The following is a 22,822-nucleotide window of genomic DNA, read 5'->3' on the forward strand; positions in this document are numbered from 1 at the left end:
GGACCCGGCAGGCCCCGGCGCCCTCGGAGGCGAGGTCCTTCTCGCCGAGGTCCTTCTCGCCGGGCGCGGAGACGATCCCCGTAGCGCAGCGCCACGCGAGCGAGCGCTCGAGGGCGGCGCAGGAGCGGTCGTAGAGGGCCTCGAGGTCGAGCCCCGAGCCCCAGACCTGCGCGGCGAGCTGGGTCACCTGCGCGATGGAGAAGACCCGCTTGAGCGCGCAGACAAAGACGAGCGACGCCACGTGGCGGCGGGTGTAGCGCTTCTTGCGCGGCGCCGGGATCACGCCCTGCTTGACGTAGTTGTTGACCATCGAGCCGGTGACGAGGGTCTCTCCGGGGACGGCCATGAACTCGAGCTCCTGGGAGACAAGCGTCAGCAGCTGGTCAAGGTAGAGCTCGATCCGCGGCAGCTCGTGGATGCGCGAGAGGTGCACCGCGGAGAGGCGCGCGGCGAGCGTGGCGCGGGCCTCGTCGGTTATGGGTCGGGCCTGGGGGGCACGGTTCTTCTCGGCCATGTTCCTCCTGTGAAGTCGGGCCGCCGCCGGGCTGCCCGGGTGCCGAATACCGAAATCCATGTAATCTAGTATTGAGAACTACATTTAGCGGCTATAGTCATCTCACATGATACCGACCGGGACGCGGGACGTCACGTCAGGTCGGGGCGCCCGGGGCGCAGATCCGCCCGCCGTCACCGACGCCCGCCCGCGCCCGCTGGAGGGAGACCCATGAACGAACAGCGCATCGCCGTCATCACGGACACCGGGACCGACACGCCCGCCGACTTCGTCGCCGCCCACGACGTGCGCGTGGTGCCGCTGCGCATCAACTACTCCGACGGGTCCACCTACGAGAGCGGCGTTGACATCACGCCCGGCGAGCTCGTGGCGCGCCTTGCCGACGAGGTCCCGAGCACGTCTCTGCCCTCGCCGATGCGCATCCAGGAGACCTTCGAGGCCGCACGCCGGGACGGCTACGTGGGCGCGGTGTTCGTGGCCATCTCGTCGGGGCTCTCGGCCACGTACGAGACGGTGGGCATGGTGGCGCGGCAGATGGAGGCCGAGGGCTTCCCCGTCGTGGTGGTGGACACGCGCAGCATCGGCGTGGCTGCGGGCCTCGTGGTGATGGAGGCCGTGCGTCAGGTGGAGGCGGGCATGCCGCTCTCCTCGCTCGGCAGCGTGCTTGCGGCGGTGAGCGAGCGGACGCACGTGTTCTTCTCTGTCCAGAACCTGGACTTCCTGCACAAGGGCGGCCGCATCACGGACGCGGCGTGGCGGCTGGGATCCATGCTCAACATCAAGCCGGTCTTCACCTGCGACGCGTCGGGGAAGTACGTGGTGGCGAAGAAGGCCCGCGGCTGGAAGCGCGCGCTCGACGAGGAGGTGCGCCTGGCCGTGGCGGCCGCGCGCGGGCAGGAGCGGGTGCGCCTGGCCGTCTGCAGCTACGACGACGAGGCCACGCTCGACCGCCTCGAGGAGCGGCTGCGCAGCGAGGTCGGCGCCGTGAGCGAGGTAGTCGAGGTGCTGCGCTCGGGGATCTCCGCGGACCTGCTGGTGCACACCGGGCCGAGCCTTGCCGGCGTGGCCGTGATGGGCTGCTAGGGGGCGGGCTTCTCGCCGGACGCGCGGGGCGGGGCGGTAGCGTGCCAGCGGCCCGCGTGACCGCCGCTGCGCTCCGGCCCCGCCGCTACAGCGTCTCCACCATGCGGGCGACAATCTTGGCGCAGTGGTTGGCGGCGGCGCGCTCGAAGGTGGCGTAGTCGCCGGCCTGGCCCTCGGTGCCGGGCTTGTCGGAGATCGCGCGCACGATGGCGAACGGCACGTCGTTGAGCACGGCCACCTGGGCGATCGCGGCGCCCTCCATCTCGCAGCAGAGCGCGCCGAAGCCCTCCACGATGCGCCGGCGCGTGGACTCGTGGCAGACGAACTGGTCGCCGGACGCCACGCGACCGGGCAGGGCCTTCACCTCGGGCGCCTCCGCCGCGGCCGCCGCGAGCGCCGCCTCGCGCATGTGCTCGTCGGCCACGAACTCCACCGTCTCGCGCCCCGGGATGAGGCCGGGCACGTACCCGAGCGCCTCCACCTCGAAGTCGTGCTGCACGCAGTCGGTGGCCACCACGAGGTCGCCGATGTCGAGGCGCGCCGCATCGAGTGAGCCCGCGATGCCGGTGTTGATGAGGTGCGTGACGCCGAAGCGGTCGGCCAGGGCCTGCGCGCAGACGGCGGCGTTCACCTTGCCGACGCCGCACTTGACCACCACCACGTCCTTCTCGCCAAGGCGGCCGGAGCAGAACTCCATGCCCGACGCATGCGTGACCTGTGCGTCCGCGAGCTGCTCGCGGAGCAGCTCCACCTCGACGTCCATCGCGCCGATGATTCCGATCCTCATGTCTCCTCCTTGCCTCTGACTCCGGCCGCACCGTTCCTGGACGTTTCTGTCAGCCATTCCGTCCGGAAACGGTGTCCCGTTCCCGGCCCGCACCGTTCCCGGACGTTCCGACCGGACAAACCGTCCTAAAACGGTACGCCTCCGCTCGTTGTACCGTTTCTGGACGTTCCGACCGTCTAAACCGTCCGAGAACAGTACCCCGTTCCTCGGTCGCACCGTTCCTGGACGTTTCTGTCAGCCATTCCGTCCGGAAACGGTGTCCCGTTCCCGGCCCGCACCGTTCCCGGACGTTCTCGCGGCCCAAACCGTCCGAAAACGGTACGCCCGCCGCCCGCCAGGAACCCCCTACCCCTGCGGGTAGGCGAGGTGCGCCTCGTCGATGTCCGTCAGCGTGTCCGCCACGTAGCGACGCGCCCACCAGCGCGCCATCGGGAGGTCGGAGTCGTGCCAGTTGCCGCAGTCGCGCGGCGCTGCGCCGGGGACCTCCCCCTCAAAGTCGCGGATGAACTCGAAGCACGCGCGCACGAGCGGCGCCACCTCGGCAGACGTGCGCTCGCCCCAGAGCAGCAGGTAGAAGCCGGTGCGACAGCCCATCGGCCCGAAGTAGACCACCTGGTCGGCCCACTCCGCGCTGTTACGCAGGTAGGTCGCGCCCAGGTGCTCGATGGCGTGGACGGCCGCCGTGTCCATGACCGGCTCGCGGTTGGGCGCGGTGAGGCGCAGGTCAAAGGTGGTGACCGCGGCGCCGGTGGCCGGGTCCACGTCCACGCGGCTCACGTAGACGCCCGGCTCCAGGGCCAGGTGGTTGACGGTGAAGCTGGCAATCTTCTCCATGGGACCTCCGAGGTCGAGGGCTTCGGCGGACCTGCCCGCCTGGTTCTTCTCGCCCCTAGTGTAGCTTCGCACGACGGGAAGAACTTGGGACAAACTGGAGGCAGCCCCGTGTTCTAGGTGAGGGCACAAGGTGGGAGGTGCGATGACTCGGCGGGTGGTGAGGGACGACGCGTTCCTGCGGCGCGCGATGCGCGACCACGGGGCGACGGTGCTGCGGCTGGCGCTTGCGCAGACCGGCTCGCGGGCGGACGCCGAGGACGTCTACCAGGACGTCTTCGTGGCACTCGCGTGCTGCGGGACGAGCTTTGCGGACGACGACCACCTGCGGGCCTGGCTGCTGCGCTCCACCACGAACCGCTGTCGTGACCTCGCGCGCTCCTGGTGGCACCGTCATGCGCAGCCTCTCGACGCGCTCCCGGCCGAGGCGGCGCAGCCCGCGACGGACGAGGGCGCGGCATCCGGCCCCACCTCGGTCGAGCTCTGGGCCGCTGTCCGGCGCCTGCCGGAGCGCTACCGCTCCGTCGTCCACCTGCGCTACGTGGAGCAGCTGCCGACGGACCAGATCGCCACGGCGTGCGGCATCAGCGAGTCCGCCGTGCGCACGCGCCTCTCTCGCGCGACTCGGAAGCTGAGGACCTACCTGGGAGGAACAAGATGAGCGAGAAGAACCTGGAGCAGATGGGCCGCCTCTTCGAGGGAGTCGAGCCCACCGACGAGCTCAACGAGCAGGTCCTTGCCCGCGTGCACGAGCTCAGGGCCGCCGAGGCCGCCCGCGTCCACGAGCGGAGGCCGCACGTGACGCGCCGGGCCGCGCTCGCGGGCGCCGCGGGTTGTGCCGTGGTAGCCGGGTTGGCGCTGGGGCTGCCGGCACTTCTCGGCACGGCGGCGGGCGGCAACTCGTTCGGCCTTGCCATCGCGCAGGCGGCCGAGGGAACGGGGGTCACCGTGACCTCGGGCCCGGACGGCCTCATGCCCTACGAGAACGACACGCGCGCCGCCTTCTCCCTCAAGCTCAACCTGAGCGCGGTCGGCGGGAACATCAGCTCGGTCACGTATCGCATCGAGGGAAGCCCAGTCCTGACCAACGAAGGCCCAGACGCTCGGACGCACTCTGAGTACCCTGCGGTGAGCATGGCGCAGGGGAGCACGCACGCGGCCTCGGGGAGCGGCGTGGGAAATCCGGCCAACGTCATCGGCGAGGCGCGCCAGCAGCTCTCGATTGAGAGGTGCGACGCCGTCACCGTGGACTACGCGCAGCGCGAGGGCACGAGCGACTACCAGCCCACCGACGACGTCCTGAACTTCGTCAGCGTGTACGGCCGCGACGGCGTCTGGGAGGTCGACCCCACGCTCCGCCTCATGCGCGCGTGGCTTGACCTTGTCGTGCTCCCCATCCCCGGCACCGAGGACGGCCCGGCCGAGGGAGAGACTATCGAGGAGTTCCGTGAGCGCGCCCGCGAGCTCGCCGCCGAGGTCCTTCCCGAGCGCGAGGCCGCCCACCAGGCGTTTCTCGACTCCTTCAACGACATCGCCGCGGATGACGCCACGTTCTACGCATGGCTGCGCAACGTCTACGTGTCAGGGTTCGAGCTTGCGGCGGCTCAGCTCGCCGAGGCGCGCCTCGTGGCGGACGTGTCGTTTGACGACGGCTCAGAGGCCACGCGCTCCTACCGCGTCACGCTGGCGGACGGCCACGAGCAGACGCTCGCCGACCGCTTCGACGCGCTCTGCGAGCTCGACGGCAACGCGGGCGTGGAGCAGGCGCGCAGCCAGCAGGTCCCGTGGGTCAGCCTGCCCACCCCCACCGACGAGCAGGTGGCGGCGGACGCCCGCCTGTCCGCGCCGATATTCGTGATCGAGGACGTCACGGAGCCGTAGGCGCCAGGCGACGGTCCAGGACATGGAAGCGCCGTCTGGCTCCTACGCCTGCCCAGCCGACAGTCCGCAGCCCAAAAGTGACGCCTGGATCCTGTGGCAGCGCCCGCCCCCGGCGAGAAGAGCCACGAGCCCCGCGAGCCTCCCCTACAGCGCGCTCGCCAGCCAGCTCGCGCCGGAGAGCGCGCGGACCACCTTGTCCTGCGCCGTCGAGAAGACCACCTCGGGCAGTACGTGGATCTGGACCTCGCCCTGGACACCGTAGGCCGTAAACGACGTGAAGACCACGCCCGTCTCGAAGGCCGGGTCGAGCTCGCCGGCCAGCACGCGCGCCACCGTGGCGCGCACCTCGGCCGCCACGGCGTCGAGGTCCGCCCCCGGCACCACCGCCAGCGGCACCTTGCAGCAGCCGACCGTCCAGTCGATCTCGTGCGTGAGGGCGGTGGAGCTGAGGACGGAGTTGGGGATCACCTGCACGGAGCCGCCGCGCGTGCGCACCGTGGTGGAGCGCCAGTTGACGTCGGTCACCTCGCCGGTGACGCCCCCGACGGTCACCTGGTCGCCCGGCTGGACGGCCTTGCTCACCATGAGGCTGATGCCGCTGACGATATTGGAGATCGTGTCCTGCATGCCAAGGGAGATGGCCAGGGAGACCACGCCGAGGGCGGTGACAAAGCCCGCCGGGTCCACGCCAAAGACGGGCTGCAGCACGCTGAGCAGCGCAAGCACCCAGATGAGCACGCGCACGATGTTGATGAAGATCGAGGCGCTCGGCAGGCTGGAGGCATCGAGCACCCGGTGCATGAGGCGCACCACCACGCGCTGAACCACCAGGGCCACCACCACGGCAACGGCAAGCATGACCGCCTTGCCCACGAGCGCGCCCGCGTTGATCTGCAGCCCAAAGAAGTCCATGGCGTCCCCCTACCCCTCAATCTTCACGATGGGCGCAAAGCCCTTGAGCAGCTTCTTCGTCTTGCCCGTGCGCGTGAAGCGGACCTCGATGGTGTCGCCGGAGGCGGCGAGCACCACGCCCGGGCCGAAGGTCTTGTGGGAGACCTGGTCGCCGGGGGCAAAGCTCGCGGCAGCACGGGCGGCGTCCGGCTTGGGGCCGGCCGGGGCCTCCCGGCGCGGCGTCACGGGGCGAGAAGAACCTCCCGTCGAGCGCGTGCGCGACCCGAAGACGTTGCCGCCGTAGACCGCGGACCCGCGCCCGCTCCCGAAGGTGCCGTGGCGGTCCCCGCGCTTCTCCCAGCCCACGCCGGTGAAGCCCGAGGACCCCACGCCCACGCGCTCCACGTCGGCGTCGGGGATCTCGTTCAGGAAGCGGCTCGGCGGGTTGGCCTGCACGGAGCCGTAGGTGCGCCGCGTGGTGGCGTGCGTGAGGTAGAGCTTCCTGCGGGCGCGCGTGATGGCCACGTAGGCCAGGCGCCGCTCCTCCTCCACGGCCGCCGGGTCGCCCTCGTAGGAGGTGTGCGGGAAGATCCCCTCCTCCATGCCGGCCACAAAGACCACCGGAAACTCCAGGCCCTTGGCCGAGTGGATCGTCATCATCGTCACCGCGTGGCTCTGCCCCGCCAGCGAGTCGAGGTCGCTTCGCAGCGCGAGCCACTCGATGAGCGCCGGCAGCTTCTCGGAGGCCACGGGCGGCCTGAGCGAGGCAGGCGCCGGGCCCCCGTCCCCAGCGGGCGAATCGCCTTGGCGAGCGAGCAAAGCGAGCGCTGAGCCCGCTGGGGACGGGGGCACGGTGCCGGACGGCTCAAGTGCCCCGGTAGCCGCTGCGCTAGCGGCGGACTCGCCGTCGAGCGCCCCCGCCGCCCGCAGCTGCGCCAGGCTCTCGAGCGTCTCCGCCGCGTCGTGCGTCTCGTCGAACTCGGCGGCCACGCCCATAAACTCCTTGATGTTCTCGATGCGCCCGTCGGCCTCCACGCTGTGCTCGGCCTCCAGCGCGCGCACCAGGCCCGAGCGGTCCACGATGGCGTCCACCACGTCGGCAAGCTCGCCGGTAAAGTGGCGCCCGGCCTCGATCACGCCGGTGAACTCCGCGAGCGCCGAGCGCACCTTGGCGCCCAGAAGGCCCGTCTCGGCCACCGCCATCTCGCATGCCGAGAAGAACGAGATCCCCTCGTCGGCCGCGAGCTGGCGGATCTTGTTGATCGAGGTGGTGCCCACGCCGCGCCGCGGGGTGTTGACCACGCGCAGCGCCGCCACGTCGTCGTCCGGGTTCACCACGAGCTTGAGGTAGGCCATGACGTCGCGGACCTCGGCGCGATCGAAGAAGCGCGTGCCGCCCACGATCTTGTAGGGCACGCCCGCGCGCAGGAACATGTCCTCGAGGATGCGCGACTGCGCGTTGGTGCGGTAGAAGACGGCCATGTCATCGTAGCTCGTGCCGCCGTCGTGGAGCCTCTCGATCTCCGAGCCGATCCAGCGGCCCTCGTCGCGCTCGTCGGAGGCCTGGAACACGTGGATCTTCTCGCCGTCCCCGGCGTCAGTGAACAGGCGCTTGGGCTTGCGCCGCGCGTTGTTGGCTACCACGGCGTTGGCCGCGTTAAGGATGTGGCCCGTGGAGCGGTAGTTCTGCTCGAGGCGCACCACGTGGGCGTCGGGATAGTCCTTCTCGAAGTCGAGGATGTTCTGGATGTCCGCGCCGCGCCAGCTGTAGATGGACTGGTCGTCGTCGCCCACCACCATGAGGTTGCGGTAGCGCGCGGCCAGGAGGTTGGTGATCGCGTACTGGACGTGGTTGGTGTCCTGGTACTCGTCCACGCTGATCTGGCGGAAGCGGTCCTGGTAGCGCGCGAGCACGTCCTCGTGGCGGGAGAGCAGCTGGTAGGCCTTGACCAGCAGGTCGTCGAAGTCCAGCGCGTTGGCCTTGGCCAGGCGCGTCTCAAGCGCGCGGTAGACCCGCCCCGCGGCACGGTCGGCCGGGTTCGACGAGCTCTCCAGCTCCTCGGGCCCCACCAGGGCGTTCTTGGCGGCGGAGATCTTGGCGCGGATGCCGTTCAGCGGGAACTGCTTGGCGTCGATGTCGAGGTCCGCCATGATCGACTTCACCAGGCGGCGCGAGTCGTCGTCGTCATAGATCGTGAAGTTGGGGCGGTACCCGGCGAGCTCCGGATCCTCCCGCAGCATCCGCACGCACATGGCGTGGAACGTGCAGACCCACATGCCACGCGTGCCGCCGGCCGGAAGCAGCGCCTCCAGGCGCTCGCGCATCTCCGCGGCGGCCTTGTTGGTGAACGTGATGGCCAGGACCTGCCACGGGCGGACGCCCTCGTCGGCCACCATGTGCGCGATGCGATACGTGAGCACGCGCGTCTTGCCCGAGCCGGCGCCGGCAAGCACCAGCAGCGGCCCGCGCGTGCACTCCGCCGCCTCGCGCTGGGCGGGGTTGAGGCCGTCCAGGCTGATGACGGGCGCGGCCGGGGCCACGGGGGTGCTGGGAAACAGTGACGTCTGCTCAGGGCTCATCTGCACGGGGTTCCTCTCGCTCGTTCTTCTCGCCCTACGAGTGTAGCGGGAGGGGAGGACAAGAGTCCCCGCGCACAGGAAAACACGGCGAGAAGAACCTCGGGGAGCCCGCCGCCTCACGCGCTTAGAAAACAGCGGCCGATGCGCGCCCGGTGCCCGACCTTGCTTTCAAAAGGAGGGCTGACGCACGCCGCAGGCAGACGGCCGCTTTAAAAACGAGGCCCGATGCACACCGGACGCGCCCGCCGCTTACAAAATCACGGCTGACGTACTTCTCGCCCTGCAACGGTCACGACTTTGAAAGCACCTCGGTCACCGGACGCCGCACCGCCCCCAAATTCGTAAGCAGCACCGCGACGTCAGGCCACCTCGTCCCCAAATTCGTAAGCAGCACCGCGACGCCAGGCCACCTCTCCCGCGATTTTCCAAGCAGGAGACAAGGAATGCCCCACGCCCGGCCCTACGAGCTCCGTGCCTTCTTGTCCTCGGCATCGCCGATGGAGATGTCGCGGTCGTAGGTAATGCTGTAGGCGAGCTCGAGGGCGCTGAGCAGCTCGCCGACGTCGTGGTCGCCGAGCTTGCTTAGGCTGTTGGCGAGGTTGGAGACGCCGTTGGAGCTGTGGTCGCGTGCGTAGGCGCGGCCCTGCTCGGTGCAGCTGGCAATCACGCGGCGGCGGTCGGCGGGATCGGGCTCGCGGACGATGAAACCCTTCTCCTCCAGGGAGTCAAGGATACGGGTCATGCGGGGACGGGAGTAACCGAGGGTCTTGGCGAGGTCGGAGGGGTTCATGCCCGCGTCCTGGCGCGAGAGGTACTCGAGGACGGGATCCTCCCCCATCGACATGCCATAGGCGGTGCCGATGGAGCCCTTGGCAATACCGCGGGAGTACATGATGAGCTTCTTGGCTGCGTCCTCGTAGTCCATGCCCGAACGACTCGCCTCCTTCGCCTGACGGGAGGCGGCCGTCGCCTCTACTCCAGCTTGTGATTTGTTAATGGTAGCAATATTTTCCCCCGTCAACAACACGCTCACCTCCCCGAGAGCACCGAGAAGATGGTCTCCGCAAAGCCGTCGTGGTCGTTGTCGCAGGCGGTCACGTGCGCGGCGGCGTCCTTCACCTCGCCGGGCGCGTTGGACATCGCCCAGCTCTCGGGCACGGCGCGCAGCATGTCGATGTCGTTTCTGCCGTCGCCGATGGAGAGGGCGCCGGAGACGTCCACGCCGAGGTAGGTGCAGACGGCACGGATGCCCTCGGTCTTGCTCGCGCGGCCGTCCATGATCTCGCAGAGGATCGGCGAGGAGCGGACCACGGCTAGACTCGGGAAGGCGGCGCCCACCTCGCGCTCCGCACGCTCAATCGCGGCGGGCTCCCCCGCCAGGAGGAACTTGTGGAGGCCGCGCCCCGAGAAGTGCTCCTCGAGCGAGCCCTCGACGGAGCTCACGCCCACGATGCGCTCCTCGCGCATCACGCGCGGGTCGGAGCGGTCGCTCACCACCCAGGTGTGGTAGCCGTAGGCCATGCAGGTCACGTCCGGCACGTCGCAGGCCACGAAGTCGCGCACCTCGAGGGCGCAGCCGAGCGCGATGGGACGGCTCAGGAGCTCGGCACCCGCGGCGTCGAGCACGTAGGCGCCGCTGTAGCAGACCACGGGGCCCGCGCTGCCGAGCCCGCGACGGATCTCGGAGAGGGCCTCGGGCATGCGGGCCGAGACGAGCACCAGCGGAATCCCCGCCTCGGAGAGGGCGCGGGCGGCCGCGGCGGTGCGCGGCGTCACGCGGTGCGCGGCGTCAAGGATGGTGCCGTCGACGTCGGAGAAGACCACCGACGGGCGCCAGGAGGGGGCGCCTGAGGCGACCGGCGCGCCGGGAACGTCAGGGGTGCTCATGAGCGCGTCGCCTCCTTAGAGGGGCCGGCGGCCACGGACGCGGCGGGGTCGCCGCCCTTCTTGCCGGGCACGTCCTTCTCGCCAGACGCGCCCTTCTTATCGGCCGCGGCCTTCTTGCCAGCGGCGGCCTTCTTACCGGTAGATGCCGCGGCCTTCGGCTTCTTGGTGATATCCACGCCCGCGGCCGCCATCAGGGCCTGGACGTTCTTCTTGGCGTTGGTGGTGCCCACCTTGAGCACCAGCGCCACCACGGCCCCCACCACGAGCAGCACCACGCCGAGCACGCCAAAGCCGGTGCCGCCCCCGCCGTAGAAGCCCCAGTAGCCCACGATGAAGCCGGCGGCCACGAGCGAGTAGCCCAGGCGCAGCCAGACGTTGAGGCGCTGGATAGCGTCGGTCTGGAGCTTGGCCTCGCGAATGAGGTCGTCGCGGGTCCATTTGGAGGTGTCGAGCGACTTGAGCGGTGTCATGGCTGCTCCTTAGGTGGGTGAGGCGGAGGCGAGAAGAACCCGGGTGGATGTCTAGCGGAGCGCCCGGGCCGCGAAGGGGGATCCGCGACCCGGGCAGGTACTACGTTGCCGTACGGGACGGCGGGCTGGTCAAGAGCTGGAAGCCCTTAGGCGGCCGTGGCGATCGTGGCGGCACCGAAGAAGCCGCACAGGGCGCCGAGGAAGGCGATCACGAGCAGGATGAGCATCGTGATGATCGGGCTGACCTTCTTCTTGGCCATGAGCCACCAGCAGAAGATCGTGAAGATCAGGGGCAGCAGCTTCGGGTAGATGCCGTCAAGGGTGCCCTGGAGCGTGCCGCCGCCGGGCAGCGTCAGCGCCGTGGAGATGGAGACCCAGGTGGCGTCGACGGCGCCGATGACGATGGTGCCCACCATGACGATGGCCTCACGCAGGGCCTGGGCGTTGGGGCCGACGAGGGCCTCAACGGCGTCGCCGCCGAGCTTGTAGCCGCGGTAGTACGCAAGACGCATGCCGAAGTAGGCAAGGAGGTTCCAGACCACGATGTAGAAGATCGGGCCGAGCACGGAGCCGCCCTGGGACAGGCCCATGGCGATGCCGAGCAGAATCGGGATCAGCGTGCCGACGATGAGGGAGTCGCCGATGCCGGCGAGCGGGCCCATGAGGCCGGCGCGGATGCCGTTGATCGTGTCGTCGTCAACGGGCTGGCCGTTGGCGCGAGCCTCCTCGAGGCCCACGGTGACGCCGACGATCATGGTGCCGATCTGCGGCTCGGTGTTGAAGAACGCCGAGTAGGTCTGGAGGGCCTTGGTCTGGTCCTCCTTGTTGTCATAGAGGTCCTCGACGATCGGGAGCATGGAGACCAAGTAGCCGAAGGTCTGCATGTGCTCCTGCGAGAAGCACGTGAGGTTGCCGTAGTACCAGTTGCGGAAGGACTTGGCGAGTGCCTTCTTGGAGACCTTGCGCTCGCCTCCCTGAGCGGCGGTGGTGTCAGCCATTAGATGTCCTCCTCTTCATCATCGTCGGAGGCCGCGGAGAGCGCGGGACCGGCAGCGGAGACCTTGTCGAGCTTCAGGCGGAGGCTCGTGATCTCATAGTTGATCAGGGCGAAGAAGCAGGCGATCGCGGACGCAGCGATGAGGTTGCAGCCCATGACCGCGGCCAGCGTGAAGCCGAAGAAGAACGGCAGGAAGTCGGTGGCCTTGGTGATGACCTGCTTCAGCAGGATGGCGATACCGACGCAGGGAAGCAGCGAGCCAACGGCGAAGAGGGTCTTCATGGGTACGCCGTCCATCGGCAGGCTGGCGAGCAGGTTGTTCACGGCGTCGCCGCCGAAGTAGACGAGCAGGAAGGTCGGGAGGAACGAGCAGATGATGTGGGAGATCCAGGGCAGGACCATGTCCACGAGGTAGAGCTTGTGGGTGTCGCCCTTCTCGAGCCACTTCCAGCCCATGGCCTGCCAGGCCAGGTTGATCGTGGCGGTGCCGTAGAACAGGATGGCGCCGAGGGTGCCGCAGGTGGCGCCGAGCGACGTGGCCAGGGCCGCGGCCTCAGTGCTGCCCGCGTCGAGGCCCTGGGCCTTGACGGCGATGAGGGCCAGCGGGATGCCGATGTAGCAGGCCGCGCGGACGTCAGCGGAGACGGTGCCGCCGGGGGTCACCAGCGCGATGTAGACGACCTGGATGGCCATGCCGACGAGGATGCCGTCGGTGACGTCGCCCAGGATGATGCCCACCACCAGACCGGCGACGAGCGGGCGTCCGAGCGTGTAGTTGCCGATGGACGTGCCGCCCATGCCCGGCATCGAGGCCAGGCAGGCGAACAGTCCAAGCAACGCAGCCTGGAACATGTTGATTACCATACGTACCACCTTTCCCGTGTCCGTGCCCCTCCCCCGAGGGGCTATCTCACGCGCGCCCTCGGGTTGGGCGCGCGCTGAACGACTGAGTGCCGTGGACTAGGCCGTGAAGCCAAACTGGCCGCGGAACTTGTCCCAGGTGCCGGTCTCCTTGTCGGGGATCAGACGGAAGTCGACGGTGTAGCCCTTCTTGGAGATGGACTCGAGGGCCTCGGCCTCCTCCTGGGTGATCGACTGGTTGTTGCCGATCTTGGTGGTGCCGGGGCGGTCGTTGCAGGGCCCCACGATGACGGTCTTGACGTCATCAGGCACGAAGCCGAAGTTCACGAGGATCTCGGCCATGTCCACCGGGTTCTTGGTGATGAGGAAGTAGCGGGTCTTGGAGTCGCGGACGGTCTGGGCCTTCTCCTTGAAGTGCTCCATGGTCCAGACGAAGGTCTTCTTGTCCGGAGCGGCGCTCTTGTAGGCGCTCTTGAGCACCGGGTTGGACGCCGCGGCGTCGTTGACGGCGATGATGCCGTCGCAGGGATACTCGACCGCCCAGCGGGTGACGGTCTGGCCGTGGATCATGCGGTCGTCGATGCGAACGAACGAAACTGCCATCTTGCGTTTCCTTTCTATCGTCTGCGGGGACCTTCCCCGCCCTACGTGCGTCGTCCTTCTCGGCCCTTGGGGCCTCTGGGCAGCGGGTGCCCGGACTTAGAGGTCCTCGTCCTCGTCGTCGGAGGAGAGGTCAAGCTCCACGGCGCGCTGGGCCGCCTGGCCCTCGGAGACCATCGAGTCGCAGAGGCCGTCGAGGTCCTCGGACTGCAGGTCGAAGGCCGCGGTCAGGGCCATCGGGACGTTCATGCCGCCGAAGGCGCGCGTCTTGGCGAGAAGCCCGTGGGAGGCGAGGGTGTTAAGCGCGTTGGTGAGCGGCGAGCCACCGATGAGGTCGCCAAGGACGAGCACCTCGTCGTCGGCCGTGATCGGAGCGATGACCTGCTCGAGCTCGGAGACGTACTCCTCCGCGCCCTCGCCGTCGCGCAGGCTGCAGCTCAGGATGTCGTCGCGCTTACCCACCAGCATGTCGAGCACGCTGTGCAGCCCCGGCGCGAACGTACCGTGGCTGACCAAGAGCAGATACCTCATGTGGTCTCCTTCCGTTGGGCCACCTGTCCCGCGCGGGCTGCGCGGGCTCTCATCCGCGCGGCGCACCGCACGGCTCGTTGGTTTTGATTGTTGCTGTTAACTATTAACGACACAACAGAAATAGTTGTCAGCGGTAACTAATCATCGGTTAACGGTAGCAACTATTACCGCTGAGCGGATTTGCGCTGGTTGCGAGGGGTGTGTTACGAACGTTCAATCGTAAAGTGACCGGCGCGTTACGGTCGGCTGCACGAGGCATGGTTGTGACGCCGCTGGCGGGGCACAGGGACGCCGTTGGGAATCCCGTTAGGAATCGCCGCACCTTAGCGCTCCGGCCGCCCCTCACGTTAGAAATCGCCGCGTCTTAGCGACTCGCTCATCCGTTCTGTTGGGAATCGCCGCATCTTAGCGCTTCACCCGCCCGTTACGTTAGGAATCTCCGCATCTTTGGTCCGCGCGGGCAAAAGGTGCCGCAATTCCTAACCGAACAGGCACCCAACGACAAAAGGCACCGCAATTCCTAACAGCCACCCGCCAGGACACCGCGGCGCCACCAGGGCACCAAGCTCGCCCGGACACCGCGAAAAACCAGGCGAGCAGAACCTCCCGCCCCGGCCCGCCTCCTACAGCCAGCGGCCCACGAACCCGAGCACGGCGTCCCAGTAGCGACCGGGATCGGCGAAGACCGCGCAGCAGTGGCCGGCGCCCGCAAAGCTCACGAGCTCGTGGCCGCCGCCCGCGGCGGCAAGCTCACGCGCCATGTACGGCGGCACCACGCGGTCGGCCTCCCCGTGGATCAGCAGCACCGGCACTCGCGTGCGCGCAAGCGCGTCGACGGGGCGGGCCAGCATGAGGTCGTAGCCGCCCGGCACGTGCATGAGACGTCGCCGAGCGAGGTCGATCATGGGATGGGCGGCCACGGCGGGCGTGCCGAGCGAGCCTGTCTCCACCACGTTCTCGGCGGCGCGCCAGAAGTCGGTGTAGGCGGAGTCGCTCACGCAGGCGCGGACCTGCTGCGGGAGGTCCTTCTCGCCGCAGGCCATGAGGCAGGAGGCCGCTCCCATGGAGATGCCCGCAAGCAGCACGCGGGCGCCGTCGCCCGCACGGCCCACCACCCAGCGCGCCCAGGCAACGAGGTCGCGGCGGTCGAGCCAGCCGCAGCCAACCCAGTCGCCGGCGCTCTCCCCGTGGGCGCGCAGGTCCACCAAGAGCAGGTTGAAGCCGGCCTCGGCGTAGCGGCGCGCGTAGGTGAGGCCGGCGCGCCAGCTGTCCGTGTAGCCGTGGACGAAGATCACCCAGCGCGGAGAGCCCGAGTTGCACGTCAACGCGCGGCCCACGAGGAGGGCGCCGTCGTCGGAGGTCACCTCCACGCGCTCGAAGCGGCCCTGCCCGCCGGCGCCGACGAGCCAGTGCCAGGTGCGGTCGGCCTCCTCGGCGCGGTCCCACTCAAGGACGCCGGCGGCCTCGCCGGAGAGCCCCGGCGACATCTCGCGCACGCGCACGTCCCCGCCGCCGCCCAGGTACGGGCCAAGCTCCTCCTCGCCCGCGCGGCGCTGCGGGCCCAGGACCACCGGCAGCAGGCGCGGCACCAGCACCGAGGCCGCAAGCCCCCGCGCCCACGAAAACGCGCCGCCGAGCGCGCCACCTCTTCTGCCCATGCGCACCTCCCATGTCGACTGCCCCGAGTATAGCGAGAAGCCCGCGCGCCGCCCCGACCAACCCGCGCCCACAGGGTACGTACACCCGCCACCCAGGGTACGTACACCGCCGCAACCCCAGGGTTCTTCTCGCCAACTCGTCTACCTGCGGAAACGTCGGGCGGCCCGGCGAGAAGGACGTCGGGGAGTGTACGTACCCTAAAGCGGGGTGTACGTACCCTGCGGCGGGCGGGGCGGACGGGGCGGACGGAGGCGTACGGGCCCCGCGGCGGCCCGCCCGTGGCGGCGGCTCGGCCGTGGTCGCGGCCAGGCCAGACTGCGGCCGCCAGCCAACAACCGGGCCGGACCCGTCTACAGCGCGGCGAGCAGGGCCTCGCAGCCGGCCAGCACGTCCTGCCAGGTGGCCTCGAAGTCCCCGGTGTACCAGGGGTCGGCCACGTCACGGGGACGGTCGGTCCAGTCCAGCAGGCGGCTCACCTTGCCGTCCGGGTCCCCGTGCAGGATGCGCGAAAGGCCCCAAGCGTTCTCCGCGTCCATATATATGATGTGGTCCCAGTCCACGTACTCGTCGCGCCGGACACGGCGGGCGCGGTGGCTGCCCACGGGGAAGCCCTTCTCACGGAGCTTTGACACGGTGCCCGGGTGCGGCGGGTTGCCGAGCTCCTCCGAGCTCGTGGCGGCGGAGTCGATCACGAACTCGTCCTCGCGGCCCGCCCGGCGCACGAGCTCCTCCATCACGAACTGCGCCATCGTCGAGCGGCAGATGTTGCCGTGGCAGACGAAGAGGATGCGGGTCCTGGGCATGCTACCTCCTGCGCCGGCCGCGACCGCGCTGGTCGGGCATCTTGAGGTGCTGCGAGCCCACGCCGGGGCGCACCGGGCGGCGCTGGCCCACGGCCATGCGGTAGCGCTCGCGCTTGCGGCGGCGCGTCCGCCAGCTCGCCAGCAGGCCGATGGTCACGAACACCGCCACCGCCACGGCCACCGCGATCACCATGTGCACCGGGTCGGAGAGCCACCAGATCACGAAGGCCAGGATGGAGAGCTCCATCGCACGGGCCGCGACCACGTCCACGCTGCCGAGCTCGCGCCCGTCGAGCGAGAGCGCCACCGTCCCGAGCGCCTGACCCTGCTCAATCGGCGCCTGGAACGAGCTTGCGCCCTCCTCGGTGCCCTCCCACGCCGGCGTGGCCGTGAGGTCGGCAAGGGTGGTCCCGCGCGGGACCGTGGCCACCACGTCACCGGTGGCCAGCGCGTCCACGGCCTCGCCGTCGTCCGAGAGCGTCACCTCGGCGGAGGACACCACGTCTCCGGAGCTCACCACGGCACCGGTCTGCCACGCGCCGAAGCCCCACTCGAGCATCGAGCGCATGTCGTAGAAGTTGGGAGTCACCCCAGAGGCGTCGGGGGCGTTCTCGGCGCCCAGCACCACGCCCACGAGGTCCATGCCGTCCTTGCTCGCGGCCGCCACCAGGCAGCGCCCGGCGCGCTCGGTGTAGCCGGTCTTGGCGGCGGTGACCACGCCGTCGCCCAGGTAGACGGGCCCCTCGGGGTTCAGCATGAAGTCGGTGCTCCTCAGTGTGCGCGCGGGGTTTCCCGAGGTGGCGGGCAGATCCCACGTCTCGCTGCCGGCGATCTCCGTGAACTCCGGGTACTGCAGCGCCGCCTCCAGGATCAGCGAGAGGTCGCGTGCCGTGGTGTAGTGGTCGTCATCCGGCAGGCCGCACGGGTTGGCGAAGTGCGTGCCCGTGCAGCCCAGCTCGGCGGCCTTGTCGTTCATCATGCCCACGAAGCTCTGCCAGTCGCCGGCCACGGCGCGGGCCAGCACGTAGGACGCGTCGTTTCCGGAGGGCACGAGCAGGCAGGCGAGAAGGTCGCGCACGCTGAGCGTCTCCCCGGCCACGAGGCCCGCCACGGAGCTGTCGGAGGTGACCTCGTCGAAGTCGGAGGCCTCCACGGTGACCTGCTCGTTGAGGTCGGCGTTCTCCAGCACCACGAGGGCCGTCATGACCTTGGTGGTGGAGGCGGGCTCGCGGCGCTCGTCGGCGTTCTTCTCCAGCAGGACGGTGCCGGTGGTGCGGTCCACGAGCAGCGCCGAGGGCGAGGAGACCTCGGGCGGCTCGGCGGCGGAGTAGGTGGTCTGCTCGGCGGCGGCCTCCTCGGCGCGCGCCGGGGCGAGCGGCAGTGCCGTCAGCGTGAGCGCGCAGGCAAGGGCCAGGGCAAGGGTGGCCCAGAGCGGGCGCGCCTGGCGCGGGCGGAACGCGCGAAGGGTTCTTCTCGCCAGCTCGGGCGCCGAGGACGCCGCCGTGCTCACCGTACGCATCACGCCTCGCCCCCGACCAGCGCGAACCAGGCTATGACGGCCACGCCGAGCACGATTCGGTACCAGCCGAACGGCTTGAAGTCGTGCCGGCGGACGAAGCCCATGAGGAAGCGGATGGCCAGCAGCGAGACCACGAAGGCCACCACGCAGCCCACGACGAGGACGGCGGCCTCCATGCCCGTGGGCACGTTGCCCGCGAGGAAGTACTTGACGAGGCGCAGGCCGCTCGCGCCGAACATCACGGGGATGGCGAGGAAGAAGGTGAACTCGGCCACCGCGGTGCGCGAGCAGCCGAGGATGAGGCCGCCGATAATCGTGGAGCCGGAGCGCGAGGTGCCGGGCACGATGGAGAGCACCTGGAAGACGCCAATGCCGATGGCGGTCTTCCAGTCGAGCTCCTCGAGGGTCTTGACGCGGGCGTCGGAGTCGGCGAGCTCGGAGAGGGTGGGAGGCGTGGCCGGGGCGGGCGCGGCAAAGTGGCGGCCGCCCCGGCGGGGCCTACCGGCAGGGGCGGCCTCGGCGAGAAGGGCCTCGGCCCGACGCTCGCGCACGGTCTCGATGATGATGAACGCGATGCCGTAGACGATGAGCGCCGCGGCGATGATGAAGGGGCTACCGAGGTGCTCCTCCATCCAGTCGTTGAGCGGGATGCCGATCACGGCCGCGGGCAGGCACGCCACGATCGTCTTGGCCCACAGCGTCCAGGTCTGCCGCCTCTCGACGGCGGTCTTGCTGGGCGAGAAGGGGTTCAGACGGTGGAAGAAGACCACGCACACGGCGAGGATCGCGCCCAGCTGGATGACCACGAGGAACATGTTCCAGAAGTCCTCGGAGACGTCCATGGTCAGGAACTGGTCAAGCAGCAGCATGTGGCCCGTCGACGAGATGGGCAGCCACTCGGTGATGCCCTCGACGACACCGAAGACCGCCGCCTTCACGAGCTCGATTACGTCCACGATTCCCTCCTCGTCCCGCGTGGCGCCCCTCTGGGGGGCGTGCCCGGCACGCGGCAACAGCAAACCTTCAGACAGCCGTCCCATCATCGCGCGCCCGGGAGGCGCGGCCGACCGGTAACCATGCCCGCCACCGAAAAACTATGCCGTTCGGCGAGAAAAGACTCAACTTCGCACACGGGAGGGCACGTTGGGGCATAAGGGAGCCAGGACGCGAGCGCGTCCACGGAACCAGACGTGAAGGGAGCTCCCATGGCCGACACAACCACCACCTACCAAGACCTCGGCTACGACAAGATCTTCGTCTCCCTGGACGGCTCGGATGAGCAGGACAAGGTGCTCGACCGCGCCATCGTCATGGCCGCAAACGACAACGCCGAGCTCTACATCGGGCACGTCATCGACTCCACGGCGCTCGAGGCGGCCGGGACCTTCCCGGTGGACATCGTGCCCACGCTGGAGAAGAGCTTCCGGGAGTCCATCGAGGGCAAGGTCGCCGAGGCGCAGGCCAACCCGGACATCAAGAAGGTCGAGGTCATCGTTCGCTCGGGCCGCATCCGTGAGACCCTCAAGGACGAGATGCTCGACGTCATCCAGCCCGACCTCGTGATCTGCGGGGCGCGCGGGCTCTCCTCGATCAAGTACGCGATCCTGGGCTCCATCTCCACGTTCCTCACCCGCAACACGGACTGCGACACGCTGATCATCAAGTAGCGCGGCGGGCGCGCGGGCGGCGCGACGGGGGGCGGCGCGACCCCTCGGCAGGCGGCGCGGCGGGCCCAGACACGTGACAGGGACTCCCCCAGGCGGCGGCCCCGGCGTAGACGCGCCAGGGGCCGTCGCCGTTGCGTACCGGGGCGAGCTCCACGGCGAGCTCGGCCGAGACATCGCGAGCTCGGCCGCCGCTGCACATCCGCTCGGCCTCCGCCGCACGTCCGCACTCATGGAGGAAACGTGAGCTTACGCTAAGCACGGTAGAATAATTAAATCTGTAGAAACCGCACCGCCCGGTGCGAACGAACGCCCGCCTCGTTGGTGCGGGACCACACGACCGTGGAGGCCCTCATAGCTACGTCAGACACACGCTCCCCCTGGTGCGCCCGCGGAGCAGGCATCGTCGCCGCAGCGCTGGTCGCGGCCCTCGGGCTGGGGATGTCCGCACCGGTAGCAGCGCTTGCGGACGAGCAGGGCGGCAGCTCGGACTCGAGCTCGAGCTCTGCCGAGCTCGACCAGGCTCAGAGCAAGATCAACGACGTCAACGCCGCCTACGAGGACGCCGTAGCCCGCGTCGAGGAGCTCCAGGGCCAGATTGACGCCAACGAGCAGCGAATCTCAGATCTTGAGGGACAGCTCCCCTCGGCTCGCGGCCGTGCCGCGGAGTCCATGCGCACCCTCTATAAGATGCAGCAGAGCAGCGGCGGGCTCGTGGAGCTCATCCTCTCCGCCGGCAACTTCTACGACCTGCTCTCCACGGTCCAGTACCTCGACGTCATCCAGTCCCACAGCACCGACGCGGTGAACGAGCTCGCGTCGATCTCTCAGGAGCTCGAGCAGACGCGCGCCTCGCTGGACGCCCAGATGCAGGAGGCCGAGGATGAGCGCGCCAAGGCCGAGGAGGCCCTGGCCGAGGCCGTGGCGGCACGCCAGCAGCTCGAGGCGGAGATCGCCGCGCAGGCCGCCGCCGAGGAGGCCGAGCGCCAGGCGGCCATCGAGCAGGCTCGCGCCGAGCTCGAGGCCGCGCAGGCCGCCGCCGAGCAGAACAGCTCGGAGGGCGGCGGGGAGCCCACCTTCGTCACCGAGTCCGGCAACCAGGCGGAGGTCGAGGTGCCGGCGAGCCCGGACCCCGGGACCGTCGACTGGGACATGGGACGTGACGACTTCATCGCCACCTGGACGGCACGCATCGACGCCTACCTGGCAGGCTCGCCGCTCGCGGGGCAGGGGGCAACGTTCGCGGAGGCCGCCTGGGAGTACGGCTGCGACCCGCGCTTCTCGCCGGCCATCGCCATGGTCGAGAGCTCGCTCGGACGCTACTGCTTCCTCCCCTACAACGCCTGGGGCTGGGGAAGCTCCAGCTGGAGCAACTGGGAGGATGCCATCTGGGACCACGTGGCCGGGCTCGCCTCCATCTACGGCGGCCACCTCACCTACGCGGGCGCGCAGATGTACTGCCCGCCCAACGCCGCGCAGTGGTACTCGAGCGTGCTGGCAAACATGGAGCGCATCTAACGGGGCTCCGTCGCGGCCGCGGGCTCCGTTCGTCACAGCCAACCTCACAGGTAGTCTGAGTTTTCTGAAAAAAGCTCCTCGTCAATTGGGCAAACGCTCACCTCGCCCTGGAAAAGAGAGACTACCTGTGAGGTTCTCTCCCTGTGAGGTTCTCTCCCTGTGAGGTTCTCTCCCTGTGAGGTTCTCTCCCTGTGAGGTTCTCTCCCTGTGAGGTTCTCTCCCTGTGAGGTTCTCTCCCTGTGAGGTTCTCTCCCTGTGAGGTTTTCTTCCGCGAGGTCCTTCTCGCCGGGCGAGAAGGACCCTTGTTCTGTTAGAAATCCCCGTACCTTTGGCTCGTGCGGGCAAAAGGTACGCCAGTTTCTAACCAAACAGGGTCCCAGCGGCAAAAGGTGTCGCGATTCCTAACGGCGCCTCAGAGCGGCCGCCCAGATTGACAGCCAGGGCGGACGGCGCTCGGACCAGCCGCCCAGATTGGCAGCCAGGACGCCCCAATCGTTGCCGGCCCCGGCCCGACCGCCCCCAGGTCCTTTCTCGCCCAGCGGGGCTAGGTGATGAGAAGGTCCCTCTCGCCTGACGGGCTAGGCGGTGAGGTAGACCATCGCGATGATTAGCACGAACCCCACGATCTCGGCCGGGGAGAACGCCGTGCCCAGCCACACCACCGTGGCGAGCGTCGCCGTGACCGGCTCGATCGTGCCGAGCAGGCTCGCGCGCATGGAGCCGGCGTCCTTCACGCCCTGCAGGTAGAGCGCGTAGGCGCCGAAGGTCCCCAGCACCACGCAGCCCACGAGCACCGCCACCGCCACGCCGTCGAGCGCCGGCATGTGCTCCCAGGGCCGGTAGACAGCCGAGAGAATGACGCCCGAGACGAGGAAGGCCAGGCCGTTCACCGTGAAGTTGCCCCAGCGCGCCATCGGGGCGGCCGGAAGGATCGAGAGGCATGCGGCGGCCGCGGCGCAGGCGAGCCCCCACGCAAGGCCTGCGACAGGAAGGTTCAGCTGCGCCGGGTTGCCGCCCGTTGCCACCAGGTAGGTCCCCGCCAGCGCGAGCACCACGCCGAGCGCCTCTCGGCGGCGCGGCCGGCGGCGCATCTTCAGGCAGACGTAGCCGAGCACGAGCACCATGCCCAGGCTCTGCATGATCGTCGCGGTGGCCGAGTTGGTCCAGCTGATCGCCTCGAGATAGGCCACCTGCGAGAAGAGGATCGCCCCCAGGCTCACGCCCAGGATGGCGAGAAGGTCGCGCGGGCTGTGGAGCACGCCGGAAAGCTGCGCGCGGCCGCGCGCCGTGAGCGCCGCGGCAATCAGGAAGAGCCAGCACGCGGCGAGCTCGCGCACGCACACGAGCCACAGCGGGTCGATGGCGTAGGCGTCCATGAGCCACTTGGAGACCGTCCCGTTGAGGCCCCAGAGCGTGCCGCCCACGAGCGTGGCCACGATGCCGCGCCGGATGCGTCGCCTCCGCTCAAGGTCCTTCTCGCCGGGATGGCGGCTTTCTTTCTGCTGGCTGTCGGCTGCCTGCAAGGTCTCCTCGGCCACGCGTCCCCCTCCTCCGGAATGTGCCCGCGATAGCCTAGCACGTCGCCCGCCGGCGTGGAGGGGTCGTCCGGGCAGGCGCGGGGCGGGCAGGTGTGAGGTAGGCAGGCGCAGGACCGGCGAGGTGAGGGGGCTGCCGCACGTCTGAGGTCACGTCTGTGCACAGGCTGCCGGCACCCCCGCTCCACAATTGCGCATCTGTGGTGGCGAG

General features: G+C 69.3%; 23 protein-coding genes. 5 read left to right on the forward strand and 18 right to left on the reverse strand.

Annotation, left to right across the window (positions count from 1 at the left end):
• Positions 1–514: DUF1836 domain-containing protein (locus tag H9X80_RS05690; protein WP_204793378.1), on the reverse strand; the 514-nt coding region annotated here is incomplete at its 3' end.
• Between the two features lie 210 nt (positions 515–724).
• Between H9X80_RS05690 and H9X80_RS05695 the strand changes: the two genes are divergently transcribed.
• Positions 725–1,597 (forward strand): DegV family protein, encoded by an 873-nt coding sequence (locus tag H9X80_RS05695; RefSeq protein ID WP_204793379.1) that lies wholly within the window; start codon positions 725–727, stop codon positions 1,595–1,597.
• Between the two features lie 85 nt (positions 1,598–1,682).
• Here H9X80_RS05695 and H9X80_RS05700 read toward each other — a convergent pair whose 3' ends face one another.
• Entirely contained in the window at positions 1,683–2,384 is a 702-nt protein-coding gene (locus H9X80_RS05700) for a 5'-methylthioadenosine/adenosylhomocysteine nucleosidase (RefSeq protein WP_204793380.1), read from the reverse strand.
• Positions 2,385–2,729: 345 nt separating this feature from the next.
• A complete protein-coding gene (locus H9X80_RS05705; protein ID WP_204793381.1) occupies positions 2,730–3,218 on the reverse strand; it encodes an S-ribosylhomocysteine lyase in 489 nt (162 codons plus the stop codon).
• Positions 3,219–3,360: 142 nt separating this feature from the next.
• On the opposite strand from H9X80_RS05705, the gene H9X80_RS05710 reads away from it, so the two are divergent.
• Complete coding sequence (locus H9X80_RS05710; RefSeq protein WP_204793382.1) at positions 3,361–3,876, forward strand: RNA polymerase sigma factor; 516 nt, start codon at positions 3,361–3,363, stop codon at positions 3,874–3,876.
• Positions 3,873–5,096, forward strand: coding sequence for a hypothetical protein (locus H9X80_RS05715; RefSeq protein ID WP_204793383.1), 1,224 nt, complete (start codon positions 3,873–3,875; stop codon positions 5,094–5,096). Before H9X80_RS05710 ends, H9X80_RS05715 begins: the two co-directional genes overlap by 4 nt.
• A gap of 144 nt (positions 5,097–5,240) precedes the next feature.
• On the opposite strand, the gene H9X80_RS05720 is transcribed toward H9X80_RS05715, so the two are convergent.
• The 13 genes from H9X80_RS05720 to H9X80_RS05780 all read right to left on the reverse strand — a co-directional run bounded on the left by H9X80_RS05720 (position 5,241) and on the right by H9X80_RS05780 (position 18,850).
• Entirely contained in the window at positions 5,241–6,008 is a 768-nt protein-coding gene (locus tag H9X80_RS05720) for a mechanosensitive ion channel family protein (protein ID WP_204793384.1), read from the reverse strand.
• Between the two features lie 9 nt (positions 6,009–6,017).
• Positions 6,018–8,567 carry an ATP-dependent helicase gene (locus tag H9X80_RS05725; RefSeq protein WP_204793385.1) on the reverse strand — a complete coding sequence of 850 codons (2,550 nt, stop codon included), beginning with the start codon at positions 8,565–8,567 and terminating at the stop codon, positions 6,018–6,020.
• A gap of 460 nt (positions 8,568–9,027) precedes the next feature.
• Positions 9,028–9,492: a MarR family winged helix-turn-helix transcriptional regulator gene (locus tag H9X80_RS05730; RefSeq protein WP_204793386.1), complete on the reverse strand. Its 465-nt coding sequence runs from the start codon at positions 9,490–9,492 to the stop codon at positions 9,028–9,030.
• A 104-nt stretch (positions 9,493–9,596) separates the two neighbouring features.
• Positions 9,597–10,454 (reverse strand): Cof-type HAD-IIB family hydrolase, encoded by an 858-nt coding sequence (locus H9X80_RS05735; protein WP_204793387.1) that lies wholly within the window; start codon positions 10,452–10,454, stop codon positions 9,597–9,599.
• On the reverse strand, positions 10,451–10,924 hold the full coding sequence (locus H9X80_RS05740) for a hypothetical protein (RefSeq protein ID WP_204793388.1): 474 nt from the start codon (positions 10,922–10,924) through the stop codon (positions 10,451–10,453). The genes H9X80_RS05735 and H9X80_RS05740 overlap by 4 nt, the downstream gene beginning before the upstream one ends.
• A 146-nt stretch (positions 10,925–11,070) precedes the next feature.
• A complete protein-coding gene (locus H9X80_RS05745) occupies positions 11,071–11,922 on the reverse strand; it encodes a PTS system mannose/fructose/sorbose family transporter subunit IID (protein ID WP_204793389.1) in 852 nt (283 codons plus the stop codon).
• Entirely contained in the window at positions 11,922–12,785 is an 864-nt protein-coding gene (locus tag H9X80_RS05750; protein WP_204793390.1) for a PTS mannose/fructose/sorbose/N-acetylgalactosamine transporter subunit IIC, read from the reverse strand. The genes H9X80_RS05745 and H9X80_RS05750 overlap by 1 nt, the downstream gene beginning before the upstream one ends.
• Positions 12,786–12,881: 96 nt before the next feature.
• A complete protein-coding gene (locus tag H9X80_RS05755; RefSeq protein ID WP_204793391.1) occupies positions 12,882–13,385 on the reverse strand; it encodes a PTS system mannose/fructose/N-acetylgalactosamine-transporter subunit IIB in 504 nt (167 codons plus the stop codon).
• Positions 13,386–13,481: 96 nt separating this feature from the next.
• A complete protein-coding gene (locus tag H9X80_RS05760; RefSeq protein WP_204793392.1) occupies positions 13,482–13,913 on the reverse strand; it encodes a PTS sugar transporter subunit IIA in 432 nt (143 codons plus the stop codon).
• Positions 13,914–14,536: 623 nt separating this feature from the next.
• Complete coding sequence (locus H9X80_RS05765; RefSeq protein WP_204793393.1) at positions 14,537–15,571, reverse strand: alpha/beta hydrolase; 1,035 nt, start codon at positions 15,569–15,571, stop codon at positions 14,537–14,539.
• 351 nt (positions 15,572–15,922) lie between these two features.
• Positions 15,923–16,375, reverse strand: coding sequence for a low molecular weight protein-tyrosine-phosphatase (locus H9X80_RS05770; protein ID WP_204793394.1), 453 nt, complete (start codon positions 16,373–16,375; stop codon positions 15,923–15,925).
• 1 nt (position 16,376) lies between these two features.
• Positions 16,377–17,894: a D-alanyl-D-alanine carboxypeptidase family protein gene (locus H9X80_RS05775; RefSeq protein WP_204793395.1), complete on the reverse strand. Its 1,518-nt coding sequence runs from the start codon at positions 17,892–17,894 to the stop codon at positions 16,377–16,379.
• Positions 17,894–18,850 carry an undecaprenyl-diphosphate phosphatase gene (locus H9X80_RS05780; protein ID WP_204793396.1) on the reverse strand — a complete coding sequence of 319 codons (957 nt, stop codon included), beginning with the start codon at positions 18,848–18,850 and terminating at the stop codon, positions 17,894–17,896. The genes H9X80_RS05775 and H9X80_RS05780 overlap by 1 nt, the downstream gene beginning before the upstream one ends.
• A gap of 249 nt (positions 18,851–19,099) precedes the next feature.
• Between H9X80_RS05780 and H9X80_RS05785 the strand changes: the two genes are divergently transcribed.
• Entirely contained in the window at positions 19,100–19,561 is a 462-nt protein-coding gene (locus H9X80_RS05785) for a universal stress protein (protein WP_204793397.1), read from the forward strand.
• A 438-nt stretch (positions 19,562–19,999) separates the two neighbouring features.
• Positions 20,000–21,076, forward strand: a complete 1,077-nt coding sequence (locus H9X80_RS05790; protein ID WP_239471695.1) for a coiled-coil domain-containing protein — start codon at positions 20,000–20,002, stop codon at positions 21,074–21,076.
• Between the two features lie 44 nt (positions 21,077–21,120).
• On the opposite strand, the gene H9X80_RS05795 is transcribed toward H9X80_RS05790, so the two are convergent.
• Positions 21,121–21,444 carry a hypothetical protein gene (locus tag H9X80_RS05795; RefSeq protein WP_204793398.1) on the reverse strand — a complete coding sequence of 108 codons (324 nt, stop codon included), beginning with the start codon at positions 21,442–21,444 and terminating at the stop codon, positions 21,121–21,123.
• Positions 21,445–21,654: 210 nt separating this feature from the next.
• Positions 21,655–22,614, reverse strand: coding sequence for a DMT family transporter (locus H9X80_RS05800; RefSeq protein ID WP_342590878.1), 960 nt, complete (start codon positions 22,612–22,614; stop codon positions 21,655–21,657).
• Positions 22,615–22,822: the final 208 nt, after the last annotated feature.

The organism is Olsenella profusa, from assembly GCF_016900315.1.
In the GTDB taxonomy this organism is placed as follows: domain Bacteria; phylum Actinomycetota; class Coriobacteriia; order Coriobacteriales; family Atopobiaceae; genus Thermophilibacter; species Thermophilibacter profusus_A.